20 protein-coding genes are annotated in these 23,658 nt (G+C 73.7%); 14 read left to right on the top strand and 6 right to left on the bottom strand.

The genetic code is table 11. The annotated features are described in order from the left end of the window. Positions 1–53 precede the first annotated feature (53 nt). Together F4692_RS00930 and F4692_RS00925 are read left to right on the top strand one after the other, a co-directional pair. Positions 54–2,294: a sensor histidine kinase gene (locus tag F4692_RS00930; protein WP_179617782.1), complete on the top strand. Its 2,241-nt coding sequence runs from the start codon at positions 54–56 to the stop codon at positions 2,292–2,294. A gap of 36 nt (positions 2,295–2,330) precedes the next feature. Next, positions 2,331–2,975: a response regulator gene (locus tag F4692_RS00925; protein WP_179617781.1), complete on the top strand. Its 645-nt coding sequence runs from the start codon at positions 2,331–2,333 to the stop codon at positions 2,973–2,975. Between the two features lie 17 nt (positions 2,976–2,992). On the opposite strand, the gene F4692_RS00920 is transcribed toward F4692_RS00925, so the two are convergent. Genes F4692_RS00920 through F4692_RS00910 form a run of 3 tightly spaced genes read right to left on the bottom strand, consistent with a single transcriptional unit; the run spans position 2,993 to position 6,143 of the window. After that, entirely contained in the window at positions 2,993–3,895 is a 903-nt protein-coding gene (locus F4692_RS00920) for an LCP family protein (RefSeq protein ID WP_179617780.1), read from the bottom strand. Continuing rightward, a complete protein-coding gene (locus F4692_RS00915) occupies positions 3,892–4,500 on the bottom strand; it encodes a hypothetical protein (RefSeq protein ID WP_179617779.1) in 609 nt (202 codons plus the stop codon). The genes F4692_RS00920 and F4692_RS00915 overlap by 4 nt, the downstream gene beginning before the upstream one ends. Positions 4,501–4,547: 47 nt before the next feature. Next, positions 4,548–6,143 (bottom strand): N,N-dimethylformamidase beta subunit family domain-containing protein, encoded by a 1,596-nt coding sequence (locus F4692_RS00910; RefSeq protein WP_179617778.1) that lies wholly within the window; start codon positions 6,141–6,143, stop codon positions 4,548–4,550. A 126-nt stretch (positions 6,144–6,269) separates the two neighbouring features. Between F4692_RS00910 and gatC the strand changes: the two genes are divergently transcribed. The 9 genes from gatC to F4692_RS00865 all read left to right on the top strand — a co-directional run bounded on the left by gatC (position 6,270) and on the right by F4692_RS00865 (position 17,707). Further along, the gene (gene gatC, locus F4692_RS00905) at positions 6,270–6,569 is read left to right on the top strand and encodes an Asp-tRNA(Asn)/Glu-tRNA(Gln) amidotransferase subunit GatC (RefSeq protein ID WP_179617777.1); all 300 of its coding nucleotides are present in this window, start codon (positions 6,270–6,272) and stop codon (positions 6,567–6,569) included. After that, the gene (gene gatA, locus F4692_RS00900; protein ID WP_179617776.1) at positions 6,569–8,086 is read left to right on the top strand and encodes an Asp-tRNA(Asn)/Glu-tRNA(Gln) amidotransferase subunit GatA; all 1,518 of its coding nucleotides are present in this window, start codon (positions 6,569–6,571) and stop codon (positions 8,084–8,086) included. Before gatC ends, gatA begins: the two co-directional genes overlap by 1 nt. Then, complete coding sequence (gatB, locus tag F4692_RS00895; protein WP_179617775.1) at positions 8,083–9,603, top strand: Asp-tRNA(Asn)/Glu-tRNA(Gln) amidotransferase subunit GatB; 1,521 nt, start codon at positions 8,083–8,085, stop codon at positions 9,601–9,603. Before gatA ends, gatB begins: the two co-directional genes overlap by 4 nt. Before the next feature lie 133 nt (positions 9,604–9,736). After that, on the top strand, positions 9,737–11,149 hold the full coding sequence (locus F4692_RS00890; RefSeq protein WP_179617774.1) for a prenyltransferase/squalene oxidase repeat-containing protein: 1,413 nt from the start codon (positions 9,737–9,739) through the stop codon (positions 11,147–11,149). Positions 11,150–11,450: 301 nt separating this feature from the next. Continuing rightward, positions 11,451–13,145, top strand: a complete 1,695-nt coding sequence (locus tag F4692_RS00885) for a prenyltransferase/squalene oxidase repeat-containing protein (RefSeq protein ID WP_179617773.1) — start codon at positions 11,451–11,453, stop codon at positions 13,143–13,145. Positions 13,146–13,150: 5 nt separating this feature from the next. After that, positions 13,151–14,185, top strand: a complete 1,035-nt coding sequence (locus F4692_RS00880) for a hypothetical protein (RefSeq protein WP_179617772.1) — start codon at positions 13,151–13,153, stop codon at positions 14,183–14,185. 5 nt (positions 14,186–14,190) lie between these two features. Beyond that, positions 14,191–15,288 carry an energy-coupling factor transporter transmembrane component T gene (locus F4692_RS00875; RefSeq protein WP_179617771.1) on the top strand — a complete coding sequence of 366 codons (1,098 nt, stop codon included), beginning with the start codon at positions 14,191–14,193 and terminating at the stop codon, positions 15,286–15,288. After that, a complete protein-coding gene (locus F4692_RS00870; protein ID WP_179617770.1) occupies positions 15,285–16,877 on the top strand; it encodes an ABC transporter ATP-binding protein in 1,593 nt (530 codons plus the stop codon). The genes F4692_RS00875 and F4692_RS00870 overlap by 4 nt, the downstream gene beginning before the upstream one ends. After that, complete coding sequence (locus F4692_RS00865) at positions 16,874–17,707, top strand: ECF transporter S component (protein WP_257029418.1); 834 nt, start codon at positions 16,874–16,876, stop codon at positions 17,705–17,707. Before F4692_RS00870 ends, F4692_RS00865 begins: the two co-directional genes overlap by 4 nt. On the opposite strand, the gene F4692_RS00860 is transcribed toward F4692_RS00865, so the two are convergent. The 3 genes from F4692_RS00860 to F4692_RS00850 are packed head-to-tail and all read right to left on the bottom strand — an operon-like array spanning position 17,697 to position 20,330. After that, on the bottom strand, positions 17,697–18,857 hold the full coding sequence (locus tag F4692_RS00860; protein WP_179617769.1) for a PQQ-dependent sugar dehydrogenase: 1,161 nt from the start codon (positions 18,855–18,857) through the stop codon (positions 17,697–17,699). The genes F4692_RS00865 and F4692_RS00860 overlap by 11 nt on opposite strands. Beyond that, positions 18,854–19,753: an EamA family transporter gene (locus tag F4692_RS00855; protein ID WP_179617768.1), complete on the bottom strand. Its 900-nt coding sequence runs from the start codon at positions 19,751–19,753 to the stop codon at positions 18,854–18,856. Before F4692_RS00855 ends, F4692_RS00860 begins: the two co-directional genes overlap by 4 nt. A 13-nt stretch (positions 19,754–19,766) precedes the next feature. After that, complete coding sequence (locus tag F4692_RS00850; protein WP_179617767.1) at positions 19,767–20,330, bottom strand: PadR family transcriptional regulator; 564 nt, start codon at positions 20,328–20,330, stop codon at positions 19,767–19,769. A 52-nt stretch (positions 20,331–20,382) separates the two neighbouring features. On the opposite strand from F4692_RS00850, the gene F4692_RS00845 reads away from it, so the two are divergent. Genes F4692_RS00845 through F4692_RS00835 form a run of 3 tightly spaced genes read left to right on the top strand, consistent with a single transcriptional unit; the run spans position 20,383 to position 23,352 of the window. Then, positions 20,383–21,378 (top strand): ATP-binding cassette domain-containing protein, encoded by a 996-nt coding sequence (locus tag F4692_RS00845; protein ID WP_179617766.1) that lies wholly within the window; start codon positions 20,383–20,385, stop codon positions 21,376–21,378. After that, positions 21,375–22,214 carry an ABC transporter permease gene (locus F4692_RS00840; protein WP_179617765.1) on the top strand — a complete coding sequence of 280 codons (840 nt, stop codon included), beginning with the start codon at positions 21,375–21,377 and terminating at the stop codon, positions 22,212–22,214. The genes F4692_RS00845 and F4692_RS00840 overlap by 4 nt, the downstream gene beginning before the upstream one ends. A 49-nt stretch (positions 22,215–22,263) precedes the next feature. After that, positions 22,264–23,352, top strand: a complete 1,089-nt coding sequence (locus tag F4692_RS00835; protein ID WP_179617764.1) for a WD40/YVTN/BNR-like repeat-containing protein — start codon at positions 22,264–22,266, stop codon at positions 23,350–23,352. The last annotated feature ends 306 nt before the right edge of the window (positions 23,353–23,658 follow it).

Below are 23,658 nucleotides of genomic sequence, written 5' to 3'. Positions count from 1 at the left end.
TGCTCCGGGCGCGCCCACTACCGCGGGCCGGCCGGCCGGTGCACGATGCCCCTATGTCGCGCACCGGCAGGCTCGCCGTCGTCGCGGCCGCCTGGGTGCTGCCCGTGACGTGGGTGCTGGCCGCCCTCCTCCTGTCCGGCCCCTCCGACGGGACGAGCCTGTCGACCAGCGTCGTGCCGACCGGCGACGCGCGCTGGAGCGAGCCGCTCCGGGTGGCCCGCGTGTTCGGTGTCTCGGCGCTCGAGGCCGGCGACGAGGTGATCTCCATCGACGGACGCTCACCCGAGGAGCGGGTCGCCGACGGCTCGATCGACGCCGAGGTCGGGCAGCGCGTGCGCTACGAGGTGGGCCGCGCGGGCGAGGTCGCCGGTGTCGGGCTCATCCAGCAGATCGACGTGACCCTGGTCCGCTACCCCGTCCGCGACGCCGTGCTCGCCCAACCCCACGTGCCCTTCCTCGCGGCCCTGCTGCTCGCCGCGGGGTCGGCCGTGTTCTGGCGCCGCCCGGGGGCGCTGTCGTCTCGCGCGTTCCTCGCCGCCGCGGCCCTCCTCCCGGCGATCGCCACCTCGGCACCGTTCGGCACCTCGGCGATCGACCTCGCCGGTCCCCGCGGCACGTGGCCGCACCTCGGGGGCGAGGTCCTCGCCACGCTGGGGCTCGTCGCCCTCCTGGTGTGCGTCGCCTCGCTCGTCCCCACGCCCCGCCGCGCGCTCCTGCTCCCCGCCGTGGCGGGCGTCCCGCTGCTCGGGTACGCCTCCTGGCTGGCCGCCCGGCTCGGCGGCACGAGCGCCGTGGAGCGCGCCCAGGTGCTCGCGACGGTCGCCGTGCCCGCCCTGTGGGCCACCGTCCCCGCCGCCCTCCTGCTCGCGACGCGCGCCCACGCACGCGCCGCGACGCGGGACGACGTCCTCGCCTCCCGGCTCGTCCTGCTCGGCCTGGCCGCCGGCCTGGGGGCCTGGGTGCTCCTCGGCCAGGTGCCGCTGCTGGTCACCGGTCAGGCGCCGCTCAGCCCGTACGTCCTCGACGCCGGGTCGGCCGCCGTCGCGCTCGCGTGCCTCGGCGTGGCCGCCGCCCACTACCGGCTCGGCGAGATCGAGCCGCGGGTGCGCCGCTGGCTCGTGCAGGCGCTCGTCCTCGTCGTCGTCGGCGCACTGTTCGTCGCCCTCGTCCGCGCCGTCGACGCGGCGGTCGACATCTCGGTCGGGTCGATGCTGGCCGGCGGCCTCATCGCCCTGCTCCTGCTCCCGCTGGCGGTCGTCGTGCAGCGCCTCGTGCGGCGCCTGGTCTACGGCGACCGGGAGTTCCCCGACCGGGTGGTCTCCGACCTGCGCCGCCTCGACGCGGTGACCGCGCCCGAGGACGCCCTCCGCGAGATGCTCGACCTCCTCGCCCGGCGCCTGCACCTGTCGTACGCCGCGGTCGACGTGCTCGGGACGGGCACCTCGGAGCCCATCGCCGCCTCCACCGGGCAGGCGTACGGCACGCCGCTCACCGTCGACCTCACCGTCGGCGGCACCACCATCGGGCACCTGCGGGTCGAGGTCGACGCGGGCCACGACCCGTTCGGTCCCGGTGACCGGCGCCTGCTCGAGGACGTCGGCACCCAGGTCGGCGCGCTGGTCCAGGCCGTGAGCGCCAACCGCGAGCTCCAGGTCTCCCGCCAGCGGATCGTGGCCGCGCGGGAGGAGGAGCGTCGCCGGTTGCGCCGCGACCTCCACGACGGGCTCGGGCCCTCGCTCGCCGCGCTCGCGATGCGGCTCGAGGCGGCCAGCGACCTCGTCCACGACGACCCCGGCCGGGCGGCCGACCTGGTGGCGCGGCTGTCGGACCAGGCGCGCGAGGACATCGGCGAGGTGCGCCGGCTCGTCGAGGGCCTGCGTCCACCGGCGCTCGACCAGCTCGGCCTCGTGTCGGCGCTGCGCCACCGCGCCGCGGAGCACGGCTCGCCGGGAGCCCCCCTCCGGGTGCCGTGGGTGGTCGAGGCCGCCGACGACCTCGAGCCCCTGCCGGCCGCGGTGGAGGTCGCCGCCTACCGGATCGTGGTGGAGGCGGTGAACAACGCGCAGAAGCACAGCGGCGCCGACCGCTGCGTGGTCCGGCTCAGCCGCGACGCCTCCGACCTGCGGATCGAGGTCAGCGACACGGGCACGGGGCTGGCTCCGGACCGCCGCGCGGGTGTAGGCCTGTCCTCGATGAGGGAGCGGGCCGAGGAGCTCGGTGGCGAGATCGAGGTCGGCCCGGGCGCCGAGGGCGGCACCGTGGTCCGGGCGCGGCTGCCCCTCGACGACGTGTGAGGCGCCCCGACGGGGAGCAGGAGGGAGAGGGTCACCATGGAGCCGCACCGGGTGCTGGTCGCCGACGACCACGAGGAGTTCCGGCACGGGATCGAGGCGTTGCTCGCCGCCACGCCGGCGGTCGAGGTGGTGGGGACCGCCGCCGACGGGGCGCTGGCCGTCGCGATGGCGCTCGACCTGCAGCCCGACGTGGTCCTGATGGACCTCCACATGCCGCGGCTCAACGGCATCGACGCCACGGCCCGGATCGTCAGCTCCTCGCCGCACATCGGGGTGCTCGTCCTGACGATGATGGAGGACGAGGAGTCGGTGTTCGCGGCCGTGCGGGCGGGCGCGCGGGGCTACCTCCTGAAGGGGGCGCGCCGCGCCGAGATCACCCGGGCCGTCCAGGCCGTCGGGGCCGGAGAGGTCATCTTCGGGCCGGGGATCGCCGACCGGGTGATGACCTACTTCGCCGGGGCTCGCGCCCGTCCGGCGGCCGACGTCTTCCCCGACCTCACCGACCGCGAGCGCGTGGTGCTGGGCCTGATCGCGGAGGGCAAGGAGAACGGGGAGATCGCCCGCCAGCTGGACCTGTCGATCAAGACCGTGCGCAACCACGCGAGCAACATCTTCACCAAGCTCCAGGTCGCCCACCGGGCGCAGGCCATCGTCAAGGCGCGCGAGGCCGGTCTCGGCTGACCGCCCGGCGTACGCGCTCAGGAGCCGTCGCGGCACCCGCCCTGCAGGCGCGCGTCCGGCTCGGCGTCCGCCCCCACGGCCCGGGCCTGGGCCGCGTCGGGATAGACCACCGCGGCGCCGAACTCCTCGCCGAAGGTGCCGCGGACGATGCAGCCGTCGGTCCGGCCGGGGTCGACCAGCGTGAGCGCTGCGAGGACCCGGAAGGCCGCCGTCGGGGTGAGGTCGGTGTCGAGGCCCCCGAGGGCCGAGACGGTGATGCGCTCGAGGAAGCCCACCTCGTCGTGGGCCGCCCGCAACCGGGCCAGGGCGGCGAGGAGCAGCCGCTGGTGGTTGGCGACGCGCTCGAAGTCGCTGCGCCCGAGCAGCTCGTCGCGCGTGGTCGCGAAGGACAGCGCCTGTCGTGCGTCGAGCGTGTTGTTGCCTGGGCGGATCGTGACGGTGCCGTCGTCGGTGGTGAACCCTGTCGGGGAGTCGACCTCGACGGGACCGAGGTCGCCCATCATCGACACGAAGCCCTCGGTGCCGGTCACGAGGACGAGGTCGGGGGCGATCCCGACCAGCTGCCGGACCTCGTCGGCGACCGCGTCGGGACCGGCGTCGGCGAGGACGGCGTTGAGCTTGGTGCCGCGGTCCTCGACCCAGAGGTCGCGCGGGAGGCCGATCGCGGCGGCCCGGCCCGTCCCGGGACGTACGCCGATCAGCTGGATGGCGTCGGTGAGGCCCTGCGTGACGTCCTGGCCGGGGCCGGCCTCGGACCCCAGCGCGAGCACCCACAGCACGTCGTCGTCGACGTCGACCGAGCGGACGGTGCCGGTCGTGGTGAGGCTGATCGTCGTCGGCTGCACCGCGGAGGTCGGCACGACGAGCGCGACCGCGGCGAGCAGCGCGAGGCGTACGACCAGCGTCCGCAGCGCGCTCACGACGCGGCCCCCGTCCCGCTGTCGACCTCGACCTGCTCGCCGTCCCCGTTGTCGAAGCTCACCTCGTAGCCGAAGATCGTGAAGCCGCCGTCGTCGGCCTCGAGCAGGAAGCTGCCGTCGAGCACGAGGGGCCGGGTGGAGCCGTCCGGCATCGCCGCCTCGAACGCGAAGTGCACGTGCGCGGTGCCGCCGTGGACGGTGCGGCCCAGGGTGAGGAAGCTCAGCCTGGCCTCGAGCTCCGTGGCGCGCACGGAGGTGGCGTCCTGCACGGTGGCCGCCGTGAGCCAGTCGATGTCGCGGGTCGCGTCCTCCGCGGCACCGCTGGTGAACGACGCGAAGGACTGCACGAACCGCTGGCGGGGGAAGTCGCCGAGGAACGCATCCACGAGGTACTGCGAGAGCACCTCGCCCACCTCGCCCTCGAGATCGACGCGGGCGCGCTCGTCGAGGCGGTCGGCGCCCGAGACGGTCTCGACGCGCAGCGATGCGGACCGGGGCGAGTCGTCCGGGTCCTCGGGTGGCTCGTCGGCCGTGCAGGCCGCAGCGACGAGCACCACCGAGGCGACGACGACCGCGCCGGCGGCACGCAGTCGTCGGAGACCCATGCCGCTCATCATGGCCGAACCCCTCCTCCGTCGTCTGCCGCGCTGCCTCAACTCGCCGGGACCGTGTTGACCGGGGAGAGGTCGAAGTCGGCGACGTTGTCGCGCGCCGGGTGCCTCCTCCCGACCGGTCCGCGGCCGAATCCCTCGACCACCGTGGTGGTGACCGTGCGCGTGAAGGCGCGCGTCTCCTCGCCCAGCGGGCGCTCGCACCGGTCCACCATCGCGCAGCCCCAGCGCAGCGTCCCTGCGGAGAACACGCCGGCCCCCGACGGTGTCGAGTAGTAGACCGACTGCGACGTGGTGGTGACGCCGCGGCAGCTGTACGGCGAGTGCGCGAGGACCTGCAGGGGGCGGGGGAGCCGCGCGTCGGGGTAGACCCGGTCGGCCTCCGGGCCGACAAGGCCGTGGACGTGGTCGCCCCGGCGGACGCCGGTGCCGCGGAAGCCCCACCAGTCCGGGGTGGTGACCACGTAGTCGGTGTCGACCGGGTAGCACTCGTACTGCATCCCGACGAGGTCGTGCTCGGGCCGCGGGGCGGGCGGCTCGCGGAACAGCGCGGTCGTCTCGGGCGAGCCCTGCGCGTACAGCGGGTCGAGGTGGGCGTCGTGCCGGTAGCCGACGACCACGCGGGCGTGGCCGGTGGGCCGCGGCTCCAGGCGGATCCGCCAGTACATGGTGTTGGCGCCGAGGAAGGCCAGGTTGGTGCCGGCGTCGCGGGCGTCGAGGACGACCTGGCGCATGGTGGGCGTCCAGTACTCGTCGTGCCCCATCGAGACGTAGCCGCGGGCGCCGTCGAGCGCGCCCGGGGTGGTGTGCAGGTCGATGTTGGTGAAGTACGACAGCGGGACCCCGGTCGCCTCGGCGCGCACCACGATCGGCAGCGCCGCCGTGCGGTAGTCGTTGGCACCCGTCGCGCCGTTGTAGGGCCGGTCGAAGCTCACCGCGTGGCTCTGGCTGTCGCCGTTCGCGCCGGCGTACAGGCTGTAGCCACCCCACTGGTTGTAGGCCTGCCACGTCGTCACCGGCGCCACCAGCGCGACCGTGCCCTCCGCCGACGGCGACGTCACGACGTAGGGGACCTGCGTCTCCCAGCCGGTGTCGGTGCGCAGGCGGAAGACGTAGAAGCCCGGCTCCCACGTGGCCGTGTCGACGGTGAGGTCCCGCTCCCACGGCGCGACGACCGTGCGGGTCTCGTACGGGCTGAAGACCGGCGCCGACTGCTGGCGCCCGACGCGGAAGCCGGACTCCCAGACGAACGCCCCGGTCCCGCCCGGGTAGGACCCGATCCGGTAGGCGGACGCCTCCCAGCCGCCCTCGGTGGTCGACACCTTGAGGCCGACGCGCGCCCCGGGCAGGCCGCTCGCCCGGGTGGAGTACGCCGCGAGCTCGCCGCGCAGCGCCGGCCGCGAGATCCGCCAGTCCTCGCTGCCCCGGCGCCCGGGCAGCCCGGCCTCGTCCCCGGACGCCTCGGACACCGCGGACGCCCCGGACGCCCCGGACGCCACCGACGCCGCGGACCCGGAGCCGGACGGCAGCGCCGTGCTCGTGCCCGCCACCGGCCGCTGCCCGGCCACCCCGCACCCCGTCGCGCCCACGACCAGCAGCGCCCCCACGATGGCCGTCCCGGCCCGCCAGATCCTCATGGGGTCGACGTTCCGGCCGGGGCGCATCCCGGGGCACGGGACGTCGATCCCGACCGGTCAGGACGATCGGGACGTCCGTCCCGACCGGCCGCCGGAGCGAGCGTGGCGTGGACCTAGGATTGCGGCATGCCTGAGATCTCCCGGGACGAGGTGGCGCACCTCGCCACGCTCGCCCGCATCGACCTCTCCGACGCCGAGCTCGACCACCTCGCACCGCAGCTGAGCGTGATCCTCGAGTCCGTCGCCTCCATCAACGGCGTGGCCGGCGACGACGTGCCCCCCACGTCGCACGCGATCCCGCTGACCAACGTGTTCCGCGAGGACGTCGTCGTGCCCGGCCTGACCGCCGAGGAGGCGCTGTCCGGCGCACCCGCCGTGGAGGAGCAGCGCTTCTCGGTGCCTCGGATCCTGGGCGAGGAGGCCTGATGAGCGACCTGACCCGCCGCACCGCGGCCACGCTGGCCGAGGACCTCGCGTCCGGCGCGACGACCTCCGTGGCGCTGACCGAGGCCCACCTCGACCGCATCGACGACGTCGACACCGACGTCCACGCCTTCCTCCACGTCGACCGCGACGGCGCGCTCGCCGAGGCCGCGGAGTCCGACGCCCGCCGCGCGCGCGGTGAGGCACGCGGCCCGCTCGACGGCGTACCCGTCGCCGTCAAGGACGTGCTCGCCACCCGCGGCCTGCCGACGACCTGCGGGTCGCGGATCCTCGAGGGCTGGGTGCCGCCCTACGACGCGACCGTCGTGACCCGCCTGCGCGCGGCCGGTCTGCCGATCCTCGGCAAGACCAACATGGACGAGTTCGCGATGGGCTCCTCCACCGAGCACTCCGCCTACGGCCCGACCCACAACCCGTGGGACCTCGACCGGATCCCCGGCGGCTCCGGCGGCGGCTCCGCGGCCGCGGTCGCGGCGTTCGAGGCGCCCCTGGCCATCGGCACCGACACCGGCGGCTCGATCCGCCAGCCCGGCGCGGTGACCGGCACGGTCGGCGTCAAGCCGACCTACGGCGGCGTCTCGCGCTACGGCCTGGTCGCCCTGGCCAACAGCCTCGACCAGGCCGGCCCCGTGACCCGCACGGTGCTCGACGCCGCGATGCTGCACGACGTGATCGGCGGGCACGACCCGCGCGACTCCACGTCGATCCAGCAGGACTGGCCCTCGTTCACCGACGCCGCGCGGGCCGGCTCGGCCGGCGACATGAGCGGCGTGAAGGTCGGCGTCGTCACCGAGCTCGCGGGCGAGGGGTGGCAGCCGGGCGTGATGGCGCGCTTCGACGAGTCCGTCGAGCTGCTGGTCAAGGCCGGCGCCGAGGTCGTCGAGGTGTCCTGCCCGTCGTTCGTGCACGCCCTCGCCGCCTACTACCTGATCCTCCCGGCCGAGGCGTCGAGCAACCTCGCGAAGTTCGACGCGATGCGCTACGGCCTGCGGGTGACGCCCGAGGGCGACCCGAGCGCCGAGGACGTCATGCGGGCCACGCGCGACGCCGGCTTCGGCGACGAGGTGAAGCGCCGCATCATCCTGGGCACGTACGCCCTCTCGTCGGGCTACTACGACGCCTACTACGGCCAGGCCCAGAAGATCCGCACGCTCATCAGCCGCGACTTCGACGCCGCGTTCGGCGACGTCGACGTCCTGGTGTCGCCCACGGCGCCGACCACGGCGTTCAGGCTGGGCGAGAAGCTCGACGACCCGATGGCGATGTACCTCAACGACCTCGCCACCATCCCGGCGAACCTCGCCGGCGTGCCCGGCATCTCGGTCCCCAACGGCCTCGCCGACGAGGACGGCCTGCCCAGCGGGTTCCAGGTCCTCGCGCCGGCGCTCGCCGACGACCGGGTCTACCGGGTCGGCGCCGCGCTCGAGGCACTCCACCTCGAGCAGTGGGGCGCCCCCCTCCTCGACAAGGCCCCCGCACTGGAAGGACCGGCCCGATGACCGCATCGACCACCGCCGCGCTCATGCCGTTCGACGACGTGCTGGCGGCGTACGACCCCGCCCTCGGCCTCGAGGTGCACGTCGAGCTCAACACCGCGTCGAAGATGTTCTGCGGCTGCCCGGCCGTCTTCGGCGGCGAGCCCAACGCCGGCACCTGCCCGACCTGCCTGGGGCTCCCGGGGGCGATGCCGGTCGTCAACGGCAAGGCCGTCGAGTCGGCGATCCGGATCGGCCTCGCGCTCAACTGCGAGATCGCCGAGTGGTGCCGCTTCGCCCGGAAGAACTACTTCTACCCGGACATGCCGAAGAACTTCCAGACCTCGCAGTACGACGAGCCGATCGCGTTCGACGGCTGGATGGACGTCACGGTGCCCACCGAGGGGGGCGGCGACGAGACGTTCAGGGTGGAGATCGAGCGCGCCCACATGGAGGAGGACACCGGCAAGTCGCTGCACGTCGGCGGCGCCACCGGACGCATCCACGGCGCCGACCACTCGCTGGTCGACTACAACCGCGCCGGCATCCCGCTCATCGAGATCGTCACCCGCCCGATCCTCGGAGCGGGGGAGCGGGCACCCGAGGTCGCCAAGGCGTACGTCTCGCAGCTGCGTGAGCTGATCGTGGCCCTCGGCGTCTCGGAGGCGCGGATGGACCAGGGCAACCTGCGCGCCGACGTCAACCTCTCGCTCTCGCCGAAGGGCAGCGGCGTCCTCGGCACCCGCACCGAGACCAAGAACGTCAACTCGTTCCGCTCGGTGGAGCGCGCGGTGCGCTTCGAGATGCAGCGGCACGCGGCGATCCTCAGCGGCGGTGGCTCCATCCTCCAGGAGACCCGCCACTGGCACGAGGACACCGGCATCACGACCAGCGGCCGCGAGAAGTCCGACGCCGAGGACTACCGCTACTTCCCCGAGCCCGACCTCGTGCCCGTCGCGCCGAGCCGCGAGTGGGTCGAGGAGCTGCGCGGGACACTGCCGGAGAACCCGACGGCCCGCCGCGCCCGGCTGCAGGCCGAGTGGGGCTTCAGCGACCTCGAGATGCGCGACACCGTCGGTGCCGGCGCGCTCGGACTGGTCGAGGAGACCATCGCCGCGGGCACGACGCCGCAGGCGGCCCGCAAGTGGTGGCTCGGCGAGCTGGCGCGGCGCAGCAACGAGGACGGCGTCGACCTCGCGGACCTCCCGATCACCCCCGCCGACGTGGCTCGGATCCAGGCCCTGGTCGACGACAAGACCGTCAACGACAAGCTGGCCCGTCAGGTGTTCGAGGGCGTGCTCGCCGGCGAGGGCACCCCCGACGAGGTCGTCGAGAAGCGCGGTCTCGCGGTCGTCTCCGACGACGGTGCCCTCGGCGCCGCCGTCGACAACGCCATCGCCGCCAACCCCGACGTCGCCGAGAAGATCCGCGACGGCAAGGTCGCCGCGGCCGGCGCGCTCATCGGTGCGGTCATGAAGGAGATGCGCGGCCAGGCCGACGCAGGGCGGGTGCGCGAGCTCATCCTGGAGAAGCTCGCCTGAGAAAGTTCGCGGTCTAGACAACTTGTTAGGGTGCTGGCGAGTCACACCGGTCACATCACCAACCAACGCTCGCACTCTCGAGGCGTGGCGGCTGCGTGCCGTCGTGGGGTCCTCGGCGAGCGGGAAGGAAGTCATGCACCAGTCCCTCAAGCCCATCCGAGGTGCCGCGGTCGCCCTGTCGACCGCCGCGCTCGCAGCCGGGGTCCTCGTGGCCGCGCCTGCGTCGGCCGACCCGTCGGCGGCGCTGAAGTCCGCCCGTGCGGCGGTCAACACCGACAGCACCCCCTCCACCATCGCCGCCCAGTGGCTCGGTGGAGAGCTCACCAACGGCCTTTTGGTCGGCACGTCCGGGCCGGACTTCGGCCTCACGATCGACGCCGGCATGGCGATCTCGACCGTCAGCGGGCAGGGCGCGACCGTCACGGCGATCAACAACGCCCTCGAGCCGCGCATCGCCGACTACGTCGGTGACGGGACGAAGGAGTCGTACGCCGGCGCCCTCGCCAAGGCCGCGTCCTTCGCGCGCACCGCGAAGAAGAACCCGACGAGCTATGGCGGGATCAACCTCGTCACCCGTCTGGAGGAGCGCACCGCCGACGTGCCGAAGGACCCGGCAGCCGAGCCGCAGGCCGCGGCGATCGCGGGCCGCATCTTCGACAAGTCGGAGTCCGGCAACTTCGCCAACGTGGTCGGCCAGTCGTACGCCGTGCGTGCCCTGACGCTCGCCAACTCGGCCGAGGCCGGCGCCGCCCGCGACTTCCTGCTCAAGCAGCAGTGCACCTCGGGCTACTTCCGGCTGAAGTTCGACAAGGCGGACGTGCCGAGCCAAGCGTGCGCCGAGGGCGTCGCAGGCAGCGAGGCCGACGCGGACGCCACGGCCCTCGCCGTGATCAACCTCGTCGAGTCGGGTGACAAGAGCCAGGGCGTCCAGGCCGCGCTCGCCAAGGCCGGCACGTGGCTGGCGGCCCGCCAGCGCAAGAGCGGCGCCTTCCGCAGCTCGGGCACCGGTGCGCAGATCAACACCAACACGACCGCGCTCGGCGGCTACGCGCTCGGTCTCCTGCAGAACCGCGAGGGCGCGCAGAAGGCCGCGCTGTGGGTCCGCAAGAACCAGCCCGTCGACAAGTACAAGTGCCGCACCGCGCTGACCAAGGACACCGGCGCCGTGGCGTACCGCAAGGACCGGACGATGGGCGACGCGAAGACCGCCGGCATCCCGGCCGGGGCGCGTGACGAGTGGCGTCGCGCGACCTCGCAGGCGATCCTGGGCCTCCAGTTCGCCCCCGCCAGCAAGGACCAGCTGCGGATCGTCTCGGTCCGCAAGCAGGCCCGTGCCGGCGAGCGCGTGCAGTTCCGCGTCTTCGGCCTCGCGCCCAGCGAGAGCGCCTGCCTGCAGGTCAAGGGCGACTTCGTCCGCGTCAAGGGCAAGAAGACCGGCGACAAGATCGTCCGCAAGCTGCAGCTGCCCGCGGGCAACCAGCGCCGGGTCGGCCTGGTGAAGACCTCGGACGACGAGGCCCGCACCTCGCTCCGCGTGCGCAACTGACCCACCCGCACCACCCGCATCGGCCCGGCGTTCTCCCTCGCGGAGGGCGTCGGGCCGACGTGCGTCCCGGGACGGGCCGGGGTTACGCTTCGGCTGCCGCACCCGCCCGGGTCGGCACCACACACGCCCGAGCTGGGGAAAGCCGGTCCGAATCCGGCGCTGACCCGCAACCGTGGGCACGGGACCTCCCGTGCAAGCCGGAACACCTGCCTCGACGCGTCTTGATCACCATCGCTGTCGAGGAATGCAGCGGGCTGACGGTCGACGCCGCCGCCCTCGCTGTCGCAGCGAGGAAGGAACCATGAAGCTCACCTCCGGGCTCGCGGCCCTCGCGGTCGCCGCCTCCACGCTCGCCGTCGCCGCCCCGACGTACGCCGCGCAGACGGCCGGCGACCGCTCCGTCGCCGCCGGCAGCACCTGGCTGAAGGCACAGTTGACCGACGGGATCCTGCGCAACGACGAGTACGGCTTCGACGACCTGGGCCTCTCCGCGGACATCGCCTTCGGCCTCGACGCCGTCGGCGGCCCGGCGACCGCGGTCCGCCAGGTCGCGGACGCCGTCGCGCCCGTCGTGACCGACTGGTACCAGCCCTTCGCGCCCACGATCTACACCGGCTCGGCCGCCAAGGCGATCGTCCTGGCCCAGGTCGCCGGCAAGGACCTCGCCGACTTCGCCGGCCCGGACCTCCAGGAGCTCGTCGAGGACAACGTCGCGCTCTTGGGCCCCAGCGCCGGCCGCGTGCAGAACGTCGACGAGACGGACTTCACGACCGGTGAGCCCACCGACTCGCTCAACGTCATCAGCCAGTCGTGGGCCGCGCGCGCCCTCGCGGGCCAGGAGTCCGACCTCGCCGACGAGGTCATGTCCTTCCTGCTCCAGCAGCAGTGCGACGACGGCTCCTTCCGGGCCTCCCTCGACCCCGACAAGGACGCGCCCGACCAGGGCTGTGCCGACGGCGCGACGGGTGAGGTCGACACGACCGCGCTGGCCGTCATCAACATCCTCGAGACCCCGGACGCGCCGGTCGCCGCGCGGGGCGCCGCCTACCTCGCCGCGAGCTGGCTGAAGGCCCAGCAGGCCGCCGACGGCTCGTTCAGCGCGGGTGTCCTCGGGGTCAACTCCAACACCGTCGGCCTGGCCGGCTGGGCGCTCGGCGAGGCCGGCCACGACGCCGCCGCGACGAAGGCGGCCACGTGGCTCCGCTCCATCCAGGTCGCGGACCTGGCGCCGTGCGCCTCGACGCTGTCCGCCGACAACGGTGCGGTGGCGTACAAGCCCGCCGACCTGACGGCCGCACGGACCGCGGGCTCGATCTCGGTGCCGATCCGTGAGCTGGCGCGTCGCGCCACCGCCCAGGCGCTCCCGGCGCTCGCGCACCTGCCCGCCGGCGGCGACGTCACGATCTCGGCGCCGGCCACGGCGGTGGAGAAGTCCACCGTCACCGTCACGGTCGCCGGTCTCGGCGCGGGCGAGGCCGCGTGCGTCAGCCTCGGCACGCAGTCCAAGCAGGTCACCGGCACCGGCTCGACCGTCCCGGTCACCTTCACGCTGCCGGCCGGTGCCGCGGCGCAGACCTTCAAGGTCACCACGCTCGCCGGCTCGGCGACCGCGACCACGGCTGCCACCGTCGCCCCCGCCCCCGCCGCCCCGGCGGTGCCGGCCGTGGGCGACCTGACCGTCGCCAAGGTGGTCAAGGTCGGCAAGAAGGGCGTCTTCAAGGTCGAGGTCGCCTGCGAGGGCGCTGTCGCCTGCACGGGCAAGGTCAAGGTCCGCACGGACGGCAAGGTCGCGCTCGGCAAGGGCAAGAAGAAGAAGGTCCTCGTCGTCGCGAAGTCGGCCTACTCGGTCGCGCCCGGCGCCACCGCGAAGGTGCGCCTCGAGCTGACCAAGCCTGCCCGCGCCGTGCTCGGCACCAAGCGGGTCCGGGTGGTCGCCACCCAGACCGCCGCCGGTGCCGACCCGGTCACCACGAAGTTCTGGATCCGTCGGAAGTGACCTCGATGGGTGCCCGGGCTCGGCGGGTCATCACCTCCCTCACCCTCCTGGCCGCGGGCCTGGTGGGTGGGGGCGTCGCGGGCGCGCCCGCGGCGTCTGCCGCGACCTGCACGTCCGGGGGCGGGGTGAGCGTGGTCGTCGACTTCCGCGAGCTCGGCGGCCCCGTCGAGACCTATTGCGCGGCCGACGGCGGTGGCAGGAGCGCCACGACCATCTTCTCCTCGGTCGGGGTGGCGATGTCGCCGTCGTCCCGGCAGCCCGGCTACGTCTGCGGGGTGCAGGGCAAGCCCGCCGGCGACTGCGCCCCGGCGGACAACTACTGGGGGCTGTGGTGGTCCGACGGCTCGCGCGCCTCGTGGACGTACTCGAGCTACGGCGTCGGTGCCCTCACCGTCCCGGCCGGCGGGTCCGTCGGCTGGGCGTGGCAGCAGGACCGCGGCAGCAGCGGTGCCGTACCGCCGAGCGTCGCCCCGCCGGTGCAGGCCAGCACGCCCACCGCGAGCCCGACGGCACCGTCGCCGACCTCCGCCCCCTCGTCCAGCACGCCGACCAGCAGCTCGTCGCCCACCCCGGGCGGCGGGAAGAACGGTGGCAAGAACGGCGGCGGAGACGGTGGCAACGGCGGGAAGTCGGGCGGCACGTCCGGCTCGACCGCCACCCCGTCGCCGTCCGCCAGCCCGTCCTCGAGCCCGTCCGCGAGCCCGTCGGACTCGTCGAGCAGCCCCTCCGAGTCGCCCCTTGCCTCTGAGTCTCCTGCAGACTCAGGTGCAGACGGCGGGTCGGAGAAGGACGACACGAAGCGCGACAAGGCCGGCGCCGGGGACCCTGAGTCTCCTGGCGACTCACCGTCGAGCTACCCCTCGCCGACCCCCGCGACCGGAGCTGAGTCTCCCGCAGACTCAACGGCAAGCGCCTCCTCCGAGGCCGCGCAGCCGACCGACCAGCCGGGCCGCATCCCGACCGCGGTGACGGTCGCGGTCCTGGTCGCGCTGGCGATCGCGGTCAGCGTGCTCGTCTCCCGGCGACGGCGAGGAGCCTGACCCGCGTGCCCGGTGCCGTCCTGCCGCGTGACCTGCACCCGATCGCCTGGTGGGCCTGGGCGATCGGGCTCGCGACGGCAGCGTCCCTGACGACGAACCCGCTGCTGCTGCTCCTGGTCATGGGGTCGGCGACGGTGGTCGTCATGGCGCGCCGGTCCGGACACCCGTTCGGCCGCTCGTTCCGGCTGTACGCCCTGCTCGCGGCCCTGACCGTGGTGCTGCGGGTCGTGTTCCGGATCGTCTTCGGCGGCCAGGAGATCGGTGACGTGCTGGTGCCGCTCCCGGAGGTCCCGCTGCCGGACTGGGCGGCCGGCGTGCGCCTTCTCGGTCCGATCACGAGCCAGGCGCTGCTCGCGGGCCTCTACGACGGGCTCCGGCTCGCCGCGATCATCCTCTGCGTCGGCGCCGCGAACTCGCTCGCGAACCCGAAGCGGCTGCTCGCCTCCGTGCCGCCGGCGCTCTACGAGATCGGCACCGCGCTCGTCGTGGCCGTGACGATCTTCCCCCAGCTCGCCGACAGCGCCCGGCGGGTCCGTGCCGCGCAGGCCCTGCGCGGGGGCGCCACCTCGGGGGTGGGTCGCCTGCGCCGCTTCCTCGTGCCGGTCCTCGAGGACGCGCTGGAGCGCTCGCTCGCGCTCGCGGCGGGGATGGACACCCGCGGCTACGGCCGCGCCGGCGGGGCGAGCGTCCGCGAGCGGTGGGTGACCGGCGGGTTGCTGCTGGCCGCCCTCACCGGGATCTGCGTCGGGACCTACGCCTGGCTCGACCCGACGGCGCCGCAGGTGCTCGCGCTGCCGATGCTCGGCGCGTCCGTGGTCGTCGCCGTCCTGGGTCTGGTGAGCGCCGGGCGGCGCGTGCAGCGCACCCGCTACCGGCCGGACCCGTGGCGGGGCGCGGAGCTGTTCACCGTGGGCGTCGGGGTCGTCGTCGCGGTCCTGGGCTGGTACGTCGGCCGCAGCCAGTACGTCGTCGCGTACCCCGGGGTGGACGTCGCGCCCTACCTCACGCCCCTCGCCCTCGCCGTCGGACTCCTGGGCGCCCTGCCCGCGATCGCGACACCCGTGCCGGCCAGCTCCGTCGTCCACCGGGAGGTGACCGCGTGATCGAGCTGCGCGACGTCGGCTTCCGCTACGCCGAGCACGAGGTGCTGCGCGGGGTCGACCTCACCCTGGACGAGGGGGAGCTGGTGCTCGTCTCGGGACGCACCGGCGTCGGGAAGTCGACCCTCCTCGGCATCATCACCGGCCTCGTGCCGCGCTTCACCGGCGGCGAGCTCACCGGCGACGTCCTGCTCGACGGCCGCAGCATCGTCGACCAGCCTCCGCGCGAGCGCGCCCACCTCGTGGGCTACGTGGGCCAGGACCCGCTGGCCGGGTTCGTCGCCGACACGGTCGAGGAGGAGCTCGCCTACGGCATGGAGCAGCTCGGGACCGCGCCGGAGACGATGCGGCGCCGGGTCGAGGAGACCCTCGACCTGCTCGGCATCGCCGACCTGCGGGCCCGGGACCTGCGTACCCTCTCCGGCGGCCAGCAGCAGCGTGTCGCGATCGGCGCCGTGCTCACCACGCACCCCCGGGTCCTCGTCCTGGACGAGCCGACGTCGGCCCTCGACCCGACGGCCGCCGAGGACGTCCTGGCGACCATCACCCGCCTCGTCCACGACCTCGGCCTGACCGTCCTGCTCGCCGAGCACCGCCTGGAGCGGGTGGTGCCCTTCGCCGACCGCATCTGCGTCGTCACCGGCGACGGCGGCATCCGCGTCGACGCCCCGCAGGTCGTGCTCGCCGACTCACCGGTCGCCCCACCGCTCGTCGAGCTCGGGCGCCTGGCGGGCTGGTCCCCGCTGCCGCTGACCGTGCGCGACGCCCGCCGCGCCGCGCGTACGCTCCCGACGCTCACCGCTCCCGGACCGGCGCCCGAGCGCCCCCTCGCCCCACTGGCCGTCGCGCGCGGCGTCACGGTGACGCACGGTGCGCACGTCGCTGTCCGCGACCTCGACCTCACGCTGTCCGCGGGACGGGTGACGGTGCTGATGGGCCGCAACGGCTCGGGGAAGTCGAGCCTGATCTGGGCGCTGCAGGGCTCGGGCAGGCGTCGATCCGGCTCGGTCGACGTGGGCGGGGAGGACCCCGCCGACCTCCCGCCGGCGCGGCGGCGTACCCGCGTCGGGCTGGTCCCGCAGACCGCCGCCGACCTGCTCTACCTCGAGACGGTCGCCGAGGAGTGCGCCGCCGCCGACACCGGCGCCGACGCGCAGCCCGGCACCTGCCGTCGACTGCTCGACCGGCTGGCGCCCGGGATCGAGGACGCGGCCCACCCCCGCGACCTGTCCGAGGGGCAGCGCCTCGCGCTGGTGCTGGCGATCGTGCTCACCGCGCGCCCGCCGGTCGTGCTGCTCGACGAGCCCACACGCGGTCTCGACTACGCGGGCAAGGCCGAGCTGGCCCGCATCGTCGGCGACCTCGCGGCGCACGACCACGCCGTCCTGGTCGCGACCCATGACGTCGAGTTCGCCGCGCACGTCGCGGACGAGGTCGTGGTGATGGCAGAGGGCGAGGTCGTCTCGAGCGGCCCGTCCCGGCGGGTGCTCGCCGAGTCGCCGTCGTTCGCACCCCAGGTCACCAAGGTGCTCGGCGCCCCGTGGCTGGTGGTCGAGGAAGTGGCCGGCGCCCTCGAGAGGGTCGAGGCTTGAGTGCGGTCGAGACCCGTCCGGAGCCGGGCGTCGCGCTGCCCATCCGACCCCGTACGGCGGCCGTGCTGGCCATCGCCTCCGTCGTCGCGCTGATGATGCTGTGCTGGCCGCTGCTCCTCGCGGCCGAGCCCGGCCAGCGCGTCGACCCACCGTTCATCTTCCTCGCGCTCCTCCCGCTGGTGATGGTCGTCGTGCTCGCCGAGATGGGCGAGGGAGGGATGGAATCGCGGGTCCTGGCCGTCCTCGGCGTGCTCTCCGCGATCAACGCCGTCATGCGCGGGCTCGGTGCCGGGACGGCCGGGATCGAGCTGGTCTTCTTCCTGCTCATCCTCGGCGGCCGGGTCTTCGGCGCCGCGTTCGGCTTCGCGCTCGGCTGCACGTCGCTGTTCGCCTCCGCGCTGCTGACGGCCGGGGTCGGTCCGTGGCTGCCGTTCCAGATGATCTGCGCGGCGTGGGTCGGGATGTTCGCCGGGCTGCTGCCGCGGCGCGTCGGCGGCCGCGCCGAGATCGCGATGCTCACGGCGTACGCGGTCGTGGCGTCCTACCTCTACGGCCTGCTGATGAACCTCAGCTCGTGGCCGTTCACGCTCGGCATCCTGGTGCCCGGCCACGAGGGCTCACTGGCGTACGTCGCGGGCGCGCCGGTGCTCGAGAACGCGCACCGCTTCCTCGTCTACACGCTCCTCACCTCGACCGGCGGGTGGGACACCGGACGGGCGATCACCACCGGGGTCGCGATCGTCGTCCTGGGTCCGGCGATCCTCACGACCCTGCGTCGCGCCGCACGCCGGGCGGTCGTACGCCCGAGCGGCGCTCGGGTCAGGGCCTGATCCGGATGATCCGGTCGTCCGCCGGGGTCGGGTTCCCGCGGCCGTCCTTGTTGGACGTCGTCACCCACAGCATCCCGTCGGGTGCCGTGGCGACGGTGCGCAGCCGCCCGTAGTCCTCGGTGAAGAAGGCGGTCGGCCTCGACGCCTCGCCCGCGGCCGAGACGTCGATCCGCCACAGGCGCTGGCCCCGCAGGCCGGCCATCCACAGCCGGCCGTCGGCGTACGCCAGCCCGCTCGGGCTGGCTTGGTCGACGGGCCAGACCAGCTGCGGGTCGATGAAGTCCGACCCGCCGCCGGTGCCCTCGACCTCGGGCCAGCCGTAGTTGCCGCCCTTCTCGACCAGGTTGAGCTCGTCCCACTCCGAGTCGCCGAACTCCGAGGCCCACAGCCGCCCCTCGTCGTCCCACGCGAGCCCCTGGACGTTGCGGTGGCCGAGGGACCAGACGGGGGACGCCGGGTCGGGGTTGCCGGGCGCGGGGTCGCCGTCGGTGGTGATGCGCAGGATCTTGCCGGCGAGGCTGTCGGGGTCCTGCGCGAGCTCGGGGTCGCCCGTCTCGCCGGTGGTGACGTAGAGGTGGCCGTCGGGACCGAACGCGATCCGCCCGCCGTCGTGGATGAAGCCCGCGGGGATGCCGTCGAGCACGACCGACGTCTCGCCGAGGCCGTCGCCGTCGAGCTCGGCCTTCACCACCCGGTTGTCCTGCGAGGTCGTGACGTAGAAGAACAGGGTGCGGTCGGTCTCGAAGTCGGGTGACACGGCGACCCCGAGGAGTCCTGCCTCGCCCTGCGGGACCGTCGAGGAGATGGCGCCGAGGCGACTGAGCCGGCCCTCGGCCGAGACCTGCAGGACGCGTCCGGAGATGCGTTCGGTGACCACGGCCGCGCCGTCGGGGAGGAAGTCGACTCCCCACGGGACCTCGAGCAGGTCGACGAGGGTGCCCTCGGCCCGGGGCGCGCGGTCGCGGCCCTGCTGCTCGCCGGACTCGTCGGACTCCCCGGACTGGTCGGTGGGGGAGTCGCTCGGCGTGGGCTGGCTGGGCAGGTCGGTCGGCTGGGTGGTCCGCGGCAGCGGTGCCGGCGTGTTGCTCGCGCACCCGGTCGCGGCACCGAGCGTGAGTGCCAGCGAACCGAGGACCAACCGGGATCTCATGTGGCCAGTGTGCCCGGTGCGGCCGAATGATCCTTCGGGTGCTCGCCCGGGGCGGCCCCCGACCGCGTCGCCCCGATCGAGGCCGCGATGACGCACGCGATGGCGGCCCACTGCACCACCGAGAGGTGCTCCTGCAGCACGACGATCGCCGCAAGGGCTGCGGCCGCCGGCTCCAGGCTCATGAGGATCCCGAACACGGCCGGGCGCAGGGTCCGCAGCGCGACGAGCTCGCAGCTGTAGGGGATGACCGAGCTGAGCACGCCGACCAGGGCGCCGATCACGAGCACCCGGCCGTCCCAGAGGTCGCCGCCGGCGCTGAGCAGCGCCGGGAGGGTCATCGCGGCCGCGCCGACGAGGCTGGCCACGGCGAGGCCGTCGAAACCGGCCCACCTCCTCCCGGTGCTGGCGCTGAGCAGGATGTACGCCGCCCAGGCCGCGCCGGCGAGCAGGGCGTACAGCACACCGACGAGGTCCAGTCCCGTCCGCTGGAACCCCAGCAGCACCACCCCGACCCCCGCGAGCAGGACCCACGCGACGTCGCGCGCGCGCCGGGAGCCCAGCACGGCGAGCGTGAGCGGTCCGATGAACTCGATCGTGACCGCGATGCCGAGCGGGAGGCGTGCGAACGACTGGTAGATCGCCCAGTTCATCGTCGCGAGGCTCGCGCCGAAGCCGAGCACGACCAGCCAGTCCTGGCGTGACCGTCCGGTGAACCGGGGCCGCGCCAGCGCGACGAGGACGACCGCGCTGGTGAGGAGCCGCAGCCACACCATCGCCGTCGGCGAGATCTCGCCGAAGAGGCTCTTGGCGATGGCCGCCCCGAACTGGACCGACAGCACGCCGACGAGGATCAGGCCGACGGGGCCGAGGAGGGCGCGGCTCCGTCGGGTGGTCACCGGAGCACCCTATTCAGGCCGTCGGCTCGTCCTCGAGGCTGGCCAGCGCACGCCGGGCGTGGCGGCCCTCGGCGGCGAAGTAGTCCAGTCCCCAGTCCGCCACGAGCGACGGGAACCGGAATGGCTCTCCCGGTCGGTCCGCGCCGCGCAGTGCGTGCCGTACCTCCTCGAGGTCCGCGCTCGCCCGGTCGAGCTCGTCGAGGTAGTCCTGCAGCATCTCGCGCGTCCGGGACGGCTCGGTGGCGTGCCCGATCAGCAGGCGGAGCAGCACGGTGTGCTTGAGGACGGGGAAGCCCGCGGGGGTGCCGTCCATCCACGCGCGCAGCGCGGCCTGGCCCGCGTCCGTGATGGCGTACGTCGTCACCTCGCGCCCGCCGTCCGGCCGGGCGTCGGCGCGCACCAGGCCGCGCTCGGTGAGGCGTCGCAGCTCGGTGTAGACCTGGCTCATCGCGGGCGACACCCAGTAGAAGCGGAGCGTGACGTCGGCACGCTGCTTGACCTCGTAGCCCGTCAGCTCGTCGCCGAAGGTGAGCAGGCCGAGGATCGCGTAGCCGGTCACCGGGACGTCTTGACTCATCGTGGTCCGAGAGTAGTGTTCCTAATCGGAATAGTCACGGAGGGCGGCGCCGGTGGGACACGATCACGCGATCGAGGCAGAGGGACTGGTCAAGGAGTTCGGCGAGACGCTGGCGGTCGACGACGTCAGCTTCGCCGTCCCGCGGGGGACGGTGCTGGGCCTGCTCGGGCCCAACGGCGCCGGCAAGACGACGACCGTGCGGATGATGACGACGCTCACCCGCCCGACCCGTGGCACGGCCCGGGTCGCGGGGCACGACGTGCTGACCGACCCCGCTGCCGTACGCCGTTCGATGGGTCTCACCGGGCAGTCGGCCACGGTCGACGAGCTGCTCACCGGACGCGAGAACCTCTGGCTGATCGGCAGCCTCTACGGCCTCGACAAGCGCACCATCGACCGGGTGGGCACCGAGCTGCTGGAGCGGTTCTCGCTGGCCGGCGCCGCGGACCGGGTCGTCAAGACGTACTCCGGCGGCATGCGTCGCCGCCTCGACCTCGCGGTCAGCCTGGTCGCCACCCCACCCGTGCTGTTCCTCGACGAGCCGACCACCGGCCTCGACCCGCGCAGCCGCGTCGAGCTGTGGGACGTCCTGCGCGACCTGGTCGAGGACGGCACGACCCTGCTGCTCACCACGCAGTACCTCGAGGAGGCCGACCAGCTCGCCGACGACATCGTCGTGATCGATCGGGGCACGGTCATCGCCCAGGGGACGCCGCTCGAGCTCAAGGACGCCTCCGGCAAGGCGGCCCTGGTCGTGACGGTCTCCCGGGCCGACGACCTGGCTGCCGCCGTGGAGCGCGTCCGCGGCGCCGGGCTGGAGGCGCACGTCGAGGAGGCCGCGCGCCGGATCACGGCACCCGCCGACGGCCTGTCCGACGTGACCCGGATCGCCTCGGTCTTCGACGGCAGCGGGATCGAGATCGACGACCTCGGCCTGCAGAGGCCGAGTCTCGACGACGTGTTCCTCAACCTGACCGGCCACCGCGCCGAGGAGGTCGAGGACGCCACGGGAGGCGCTGCGAACGAGGGCGAGGAGGTGCGCGCATGAGCCGCCCGGAGCACGGCACGCTGGAACGCCCCGCGATCCGCCACACGTCGCTGTGGCACCAGTCGGTCACGATCTTCCGGCGCAACCTCATCCACATCAAGCGGATGCCGGAGATGCTGCTCGACGTCACCATCCAGCCGGTGATGTTCGTGCTGCTCTTCGCGTTCGTCTTCGGCGGCGCCATCTCCGTGGGCGCGCCCGCCGGCTACCGCGAGTGGCTGCTCGGCGGGATCATGGGCCAGACGATCGCATTCGCCGCGTTCATCGTCGCCGTCGGGCTGACGGCGGACATCGACAAGGGCATCGTCGACCGGTTCAGGTCGCTGCCGATCAACCCGGCGGCGATCCTCGTCGGTCGCAGCATGTCGAGCATCACGCACTCCTTCATCGGCATCGTCGTGATGTCGCTGACCGGCCTCGTGGTCGGCTGGCGGATCCGCGGTTCCGTGCTCGAGGCACTGGCGGCGTACGGCCTGCTGCTGCTCTGGGGTTTCGCGATGATCTGGGTCGGGATCCTCGTCGGGTCGGCCATGCGGTCGGTGGAGGCCGTCAACGGCGTCATGTTCACGACGATCTTCCCGCTGACCTTCCTGTCCAACGCGTTCGCGCCGTCCGAGCGGATGGGCACGGTCCTGCGCGCGATCGCCGAGTGGAACCCGATCTCCGCGCTGGTCCAGGCGGTCCGCGAGCTCTGGGGCAACACCGGTCCGGCCTCCCCCGACGCGCACCTGCCGATGCATCACCCGGTCCTGTTCACGATCCTCTGGACGGTGGGGATCACGGCGGTGGTCGCGCCGCTGGCGCTCAGGACCTTCCGCAACCGCACGATGCAGTGATCAACAGGGATCACCACCCATCACGTCGCTGAGGGAGAAGGAGAGCTCGATGTCGCGCACGCTGCTCATGGTCGGGACCCGCAAGGGACTCTGGATCGGGACGTCCGACGAGGCCCGCACGGCCTGGGAGTGGACCGGTCCGCACTTCCCGATGGAGGAGGTCTACTCCGTCATGGTCGACCAGCGGGGCGGTGCGCCGCGGCTCCTCGCCGGAGCCTCGTCGAGCTGGCTCGGCCCGCAGGTGTGGCGTTCGGACGACCTGGGAGCGAGCTGGGACGAGACCCCCAACGGCGCCGCCCGCTTCCCCGAGGACACCGGCGCCACGCTGGCGCGGGTGTGGCAGCTGCAGCCGGGCTTCGAGGACGAGGTGGTGTGGGCGGGCACCGAGCCGGGCGCCGTCTTCCGCTCCACCGACCGCGGCGAGACCTTCTCGCTGGTCCGCGGGCTCTGGGACCACCCCCACCGCGAGGAGTGGAACGCGGGCTTCGGTGGCCAGGCCTTCCACACGATCCTCCCGGACCCGCGCGACGGGCAACGCGTCCTCGCGGCACTGTCGACCGGCGGGGTGTACGTCACCGCCGACGGCGGCGCGACGTGGTCGCCGTCGAACCAGGGCGTGAAGGCCGAGTTCTTCCCCGGCGAGCGCAACTACCCCGAGTTCGGCCAGTGCGTCCACAAGGTCGCCCGCGACCCCGTCGACCCCGACCGGCTCTACCTGCAGAACCACGGCGGCGTCTACCGCTCCGACGACGGCGGCGCGTCATGGCAGGACATCGCCCCGGGCCTGCCCACCGAGTTCGGGTTCGCCATGGTCGCGCACCCCCACCGCGCCGACACGGCGTACAGCTTCCCGATCACCGGGGCCGAGGCCCGCTGGCCCGTCGACGGCAAGGCGCGGGTCTACCGCACCACCGACGCCGGCGAGTCGTGGGAGGCACTCGGCGAGGGCGCGCTGCCGGACGGCTACTTCACCGCCGTGATGCGCGACGCGATGTGCGTCGACGACCACGAGGTCCCGGGCCTCTACTTCGGTGGCCGCAACGGTGGCGTCTGGGCCTCACCCGACGAGGGCGCGTCGTGGCGCGAGATCCACAAGGACCTCCCCGACGTGCTCGTCGTCCGGGCCGCCAAGCTCTAGGTCGCGCCGGGTCCGGTCGGGTCGGGTCGGGTCGGGTCGCGGCACCATGCGGGTCCTTGCCCGTGAGTCGCTGGGCGACTCACGGTCCGTCGGCGCGTCCGGTCGCCACCCTTGCCGTTGAGTCGCTGGGCGACTCACGATCCGTGGACGGGCCCGGTCACCTCTCATGCCGTTGAGTCTCTGAGCGACTCAGGGGCAAGGGTCCACGCGGGCGGGGGGCCGTCTGCCGGCGAGCCACCGCGGCTGGATCTGACCGCCAGACGTCCACAGGGCGGGTGCTCGGGTGCCTGGGAGCCAGCGCTGTGG

It is taken from the genome of Nocardioides cavernae (genome assembly GCF_013410035.1).
Taxonomy (GTDB): domain Bacteria; phylum Actinomycetota; class Actinomycetes; order Propionibacteriales; family Nocardioidaceae; genus Nocardioides; species Nocardioides cavernae_A.
This window is presented reverse-complemented; position numbering and strand designations above follow the sequence as displayed.

Bases quoted from the DNA above. Each gene is read 5' to 3' on its own strand.
- F4692_RS00930 (WP_179617782.1), top strand. From the start codon at position 54: ATGTCGCGCACCGGCAGGCTCGCCGTCGTCGCGGCCGCCTGGGTGCTG.
- F4692_RS00925 (WP_179617781.1), top strand. From the start codon at position 2,331: ATGGAGCCGCACCGGGTGCTGGTCGCCGACGACCACGAGGAGTTCCGG.
- F4692_RS00915 (WP_179617779.1), bottom strand. From the start codon at position 4,500: ATGGGTCTCCGACGACTGCGTGCCGCCGGCGCGGTCGTCGTCGCCTCG.
- F4692_RS00910 (WP_179617778.1), bottom strand. From the start codon at position 6,143: ATGAGGATCTGGCGGGCCGGGACGGCCATCGTGGGGGCGCTGCTGGTC.
- gatC (WP_179617777.1), top strand. From the start codon at position 6,270: ATGCCTGAGATCTCCCGGGACGAGGTGGCGCACCTCGCCACGCTCGCC.
- gatA (WP_179617776.1), top strand. From the start codon at position 6,569: ATGAGCGACCTGACCCGCCGCACCGCGGCCACGCTGGCCGAGGACCTC.
- gatB (WP_179617775.1), top strand. From the start codon at position 8,083: ATGACCGCATCGACCACCGCCGCGCTCATGCCGTTCGACGACGTGCTG.
- F4692_RS00890 (WP_179617774.1), top strand. From the start codon at position 9,737: ATGCACCAGTCCCTCAAGCCCATCCGAGGTGCCGCGGTCGCCCTGTCG.
- F4692_RS00885 (WP_179617773.1), top strand. From the start codon at position 11,451: ATGAAGCTCACCTCCGGGCTCGCGGCCCTCGCGGTCGCCGCCTCCACG.
- F4692_RS00880 (WP_179617772.1), top strand. From the start codon at position 13,151: ATGGGTGCCCGGGCTCGGCGGGTCATCACCTCCCTCACCCTCCTGGCC.
- F4692_RS00860 (WP_179617769.1), bottom strand. From the start codon at position 18,857: ATGAGATCCCGGTTGGTCCTCGGTTCGCTGGCACTCACGCTCGGTGCC.
- F4692_RS00850 (WP_179617767.1), bottom strand. From the start codon at position 20,330: ATGAGTCAAGACGTCCCGGTGACCGGCTACGCGATCCTCGGCCTGCTC.
- F4692_RS00840 (WP_179617765.1), top strand. From the start codon at position 21,375: ATGAGCCGCCCGGAGCACGGCACGCTGGAACGCCCCGCGATCCGCCAC.
- F4692_RS00835 (WP_179617764.1), top strand. From the start codon at position 22,264: ATGTCGCGCACGCTGCTCATGGTCGGGACCCGCAAGGGACTCTGGATC.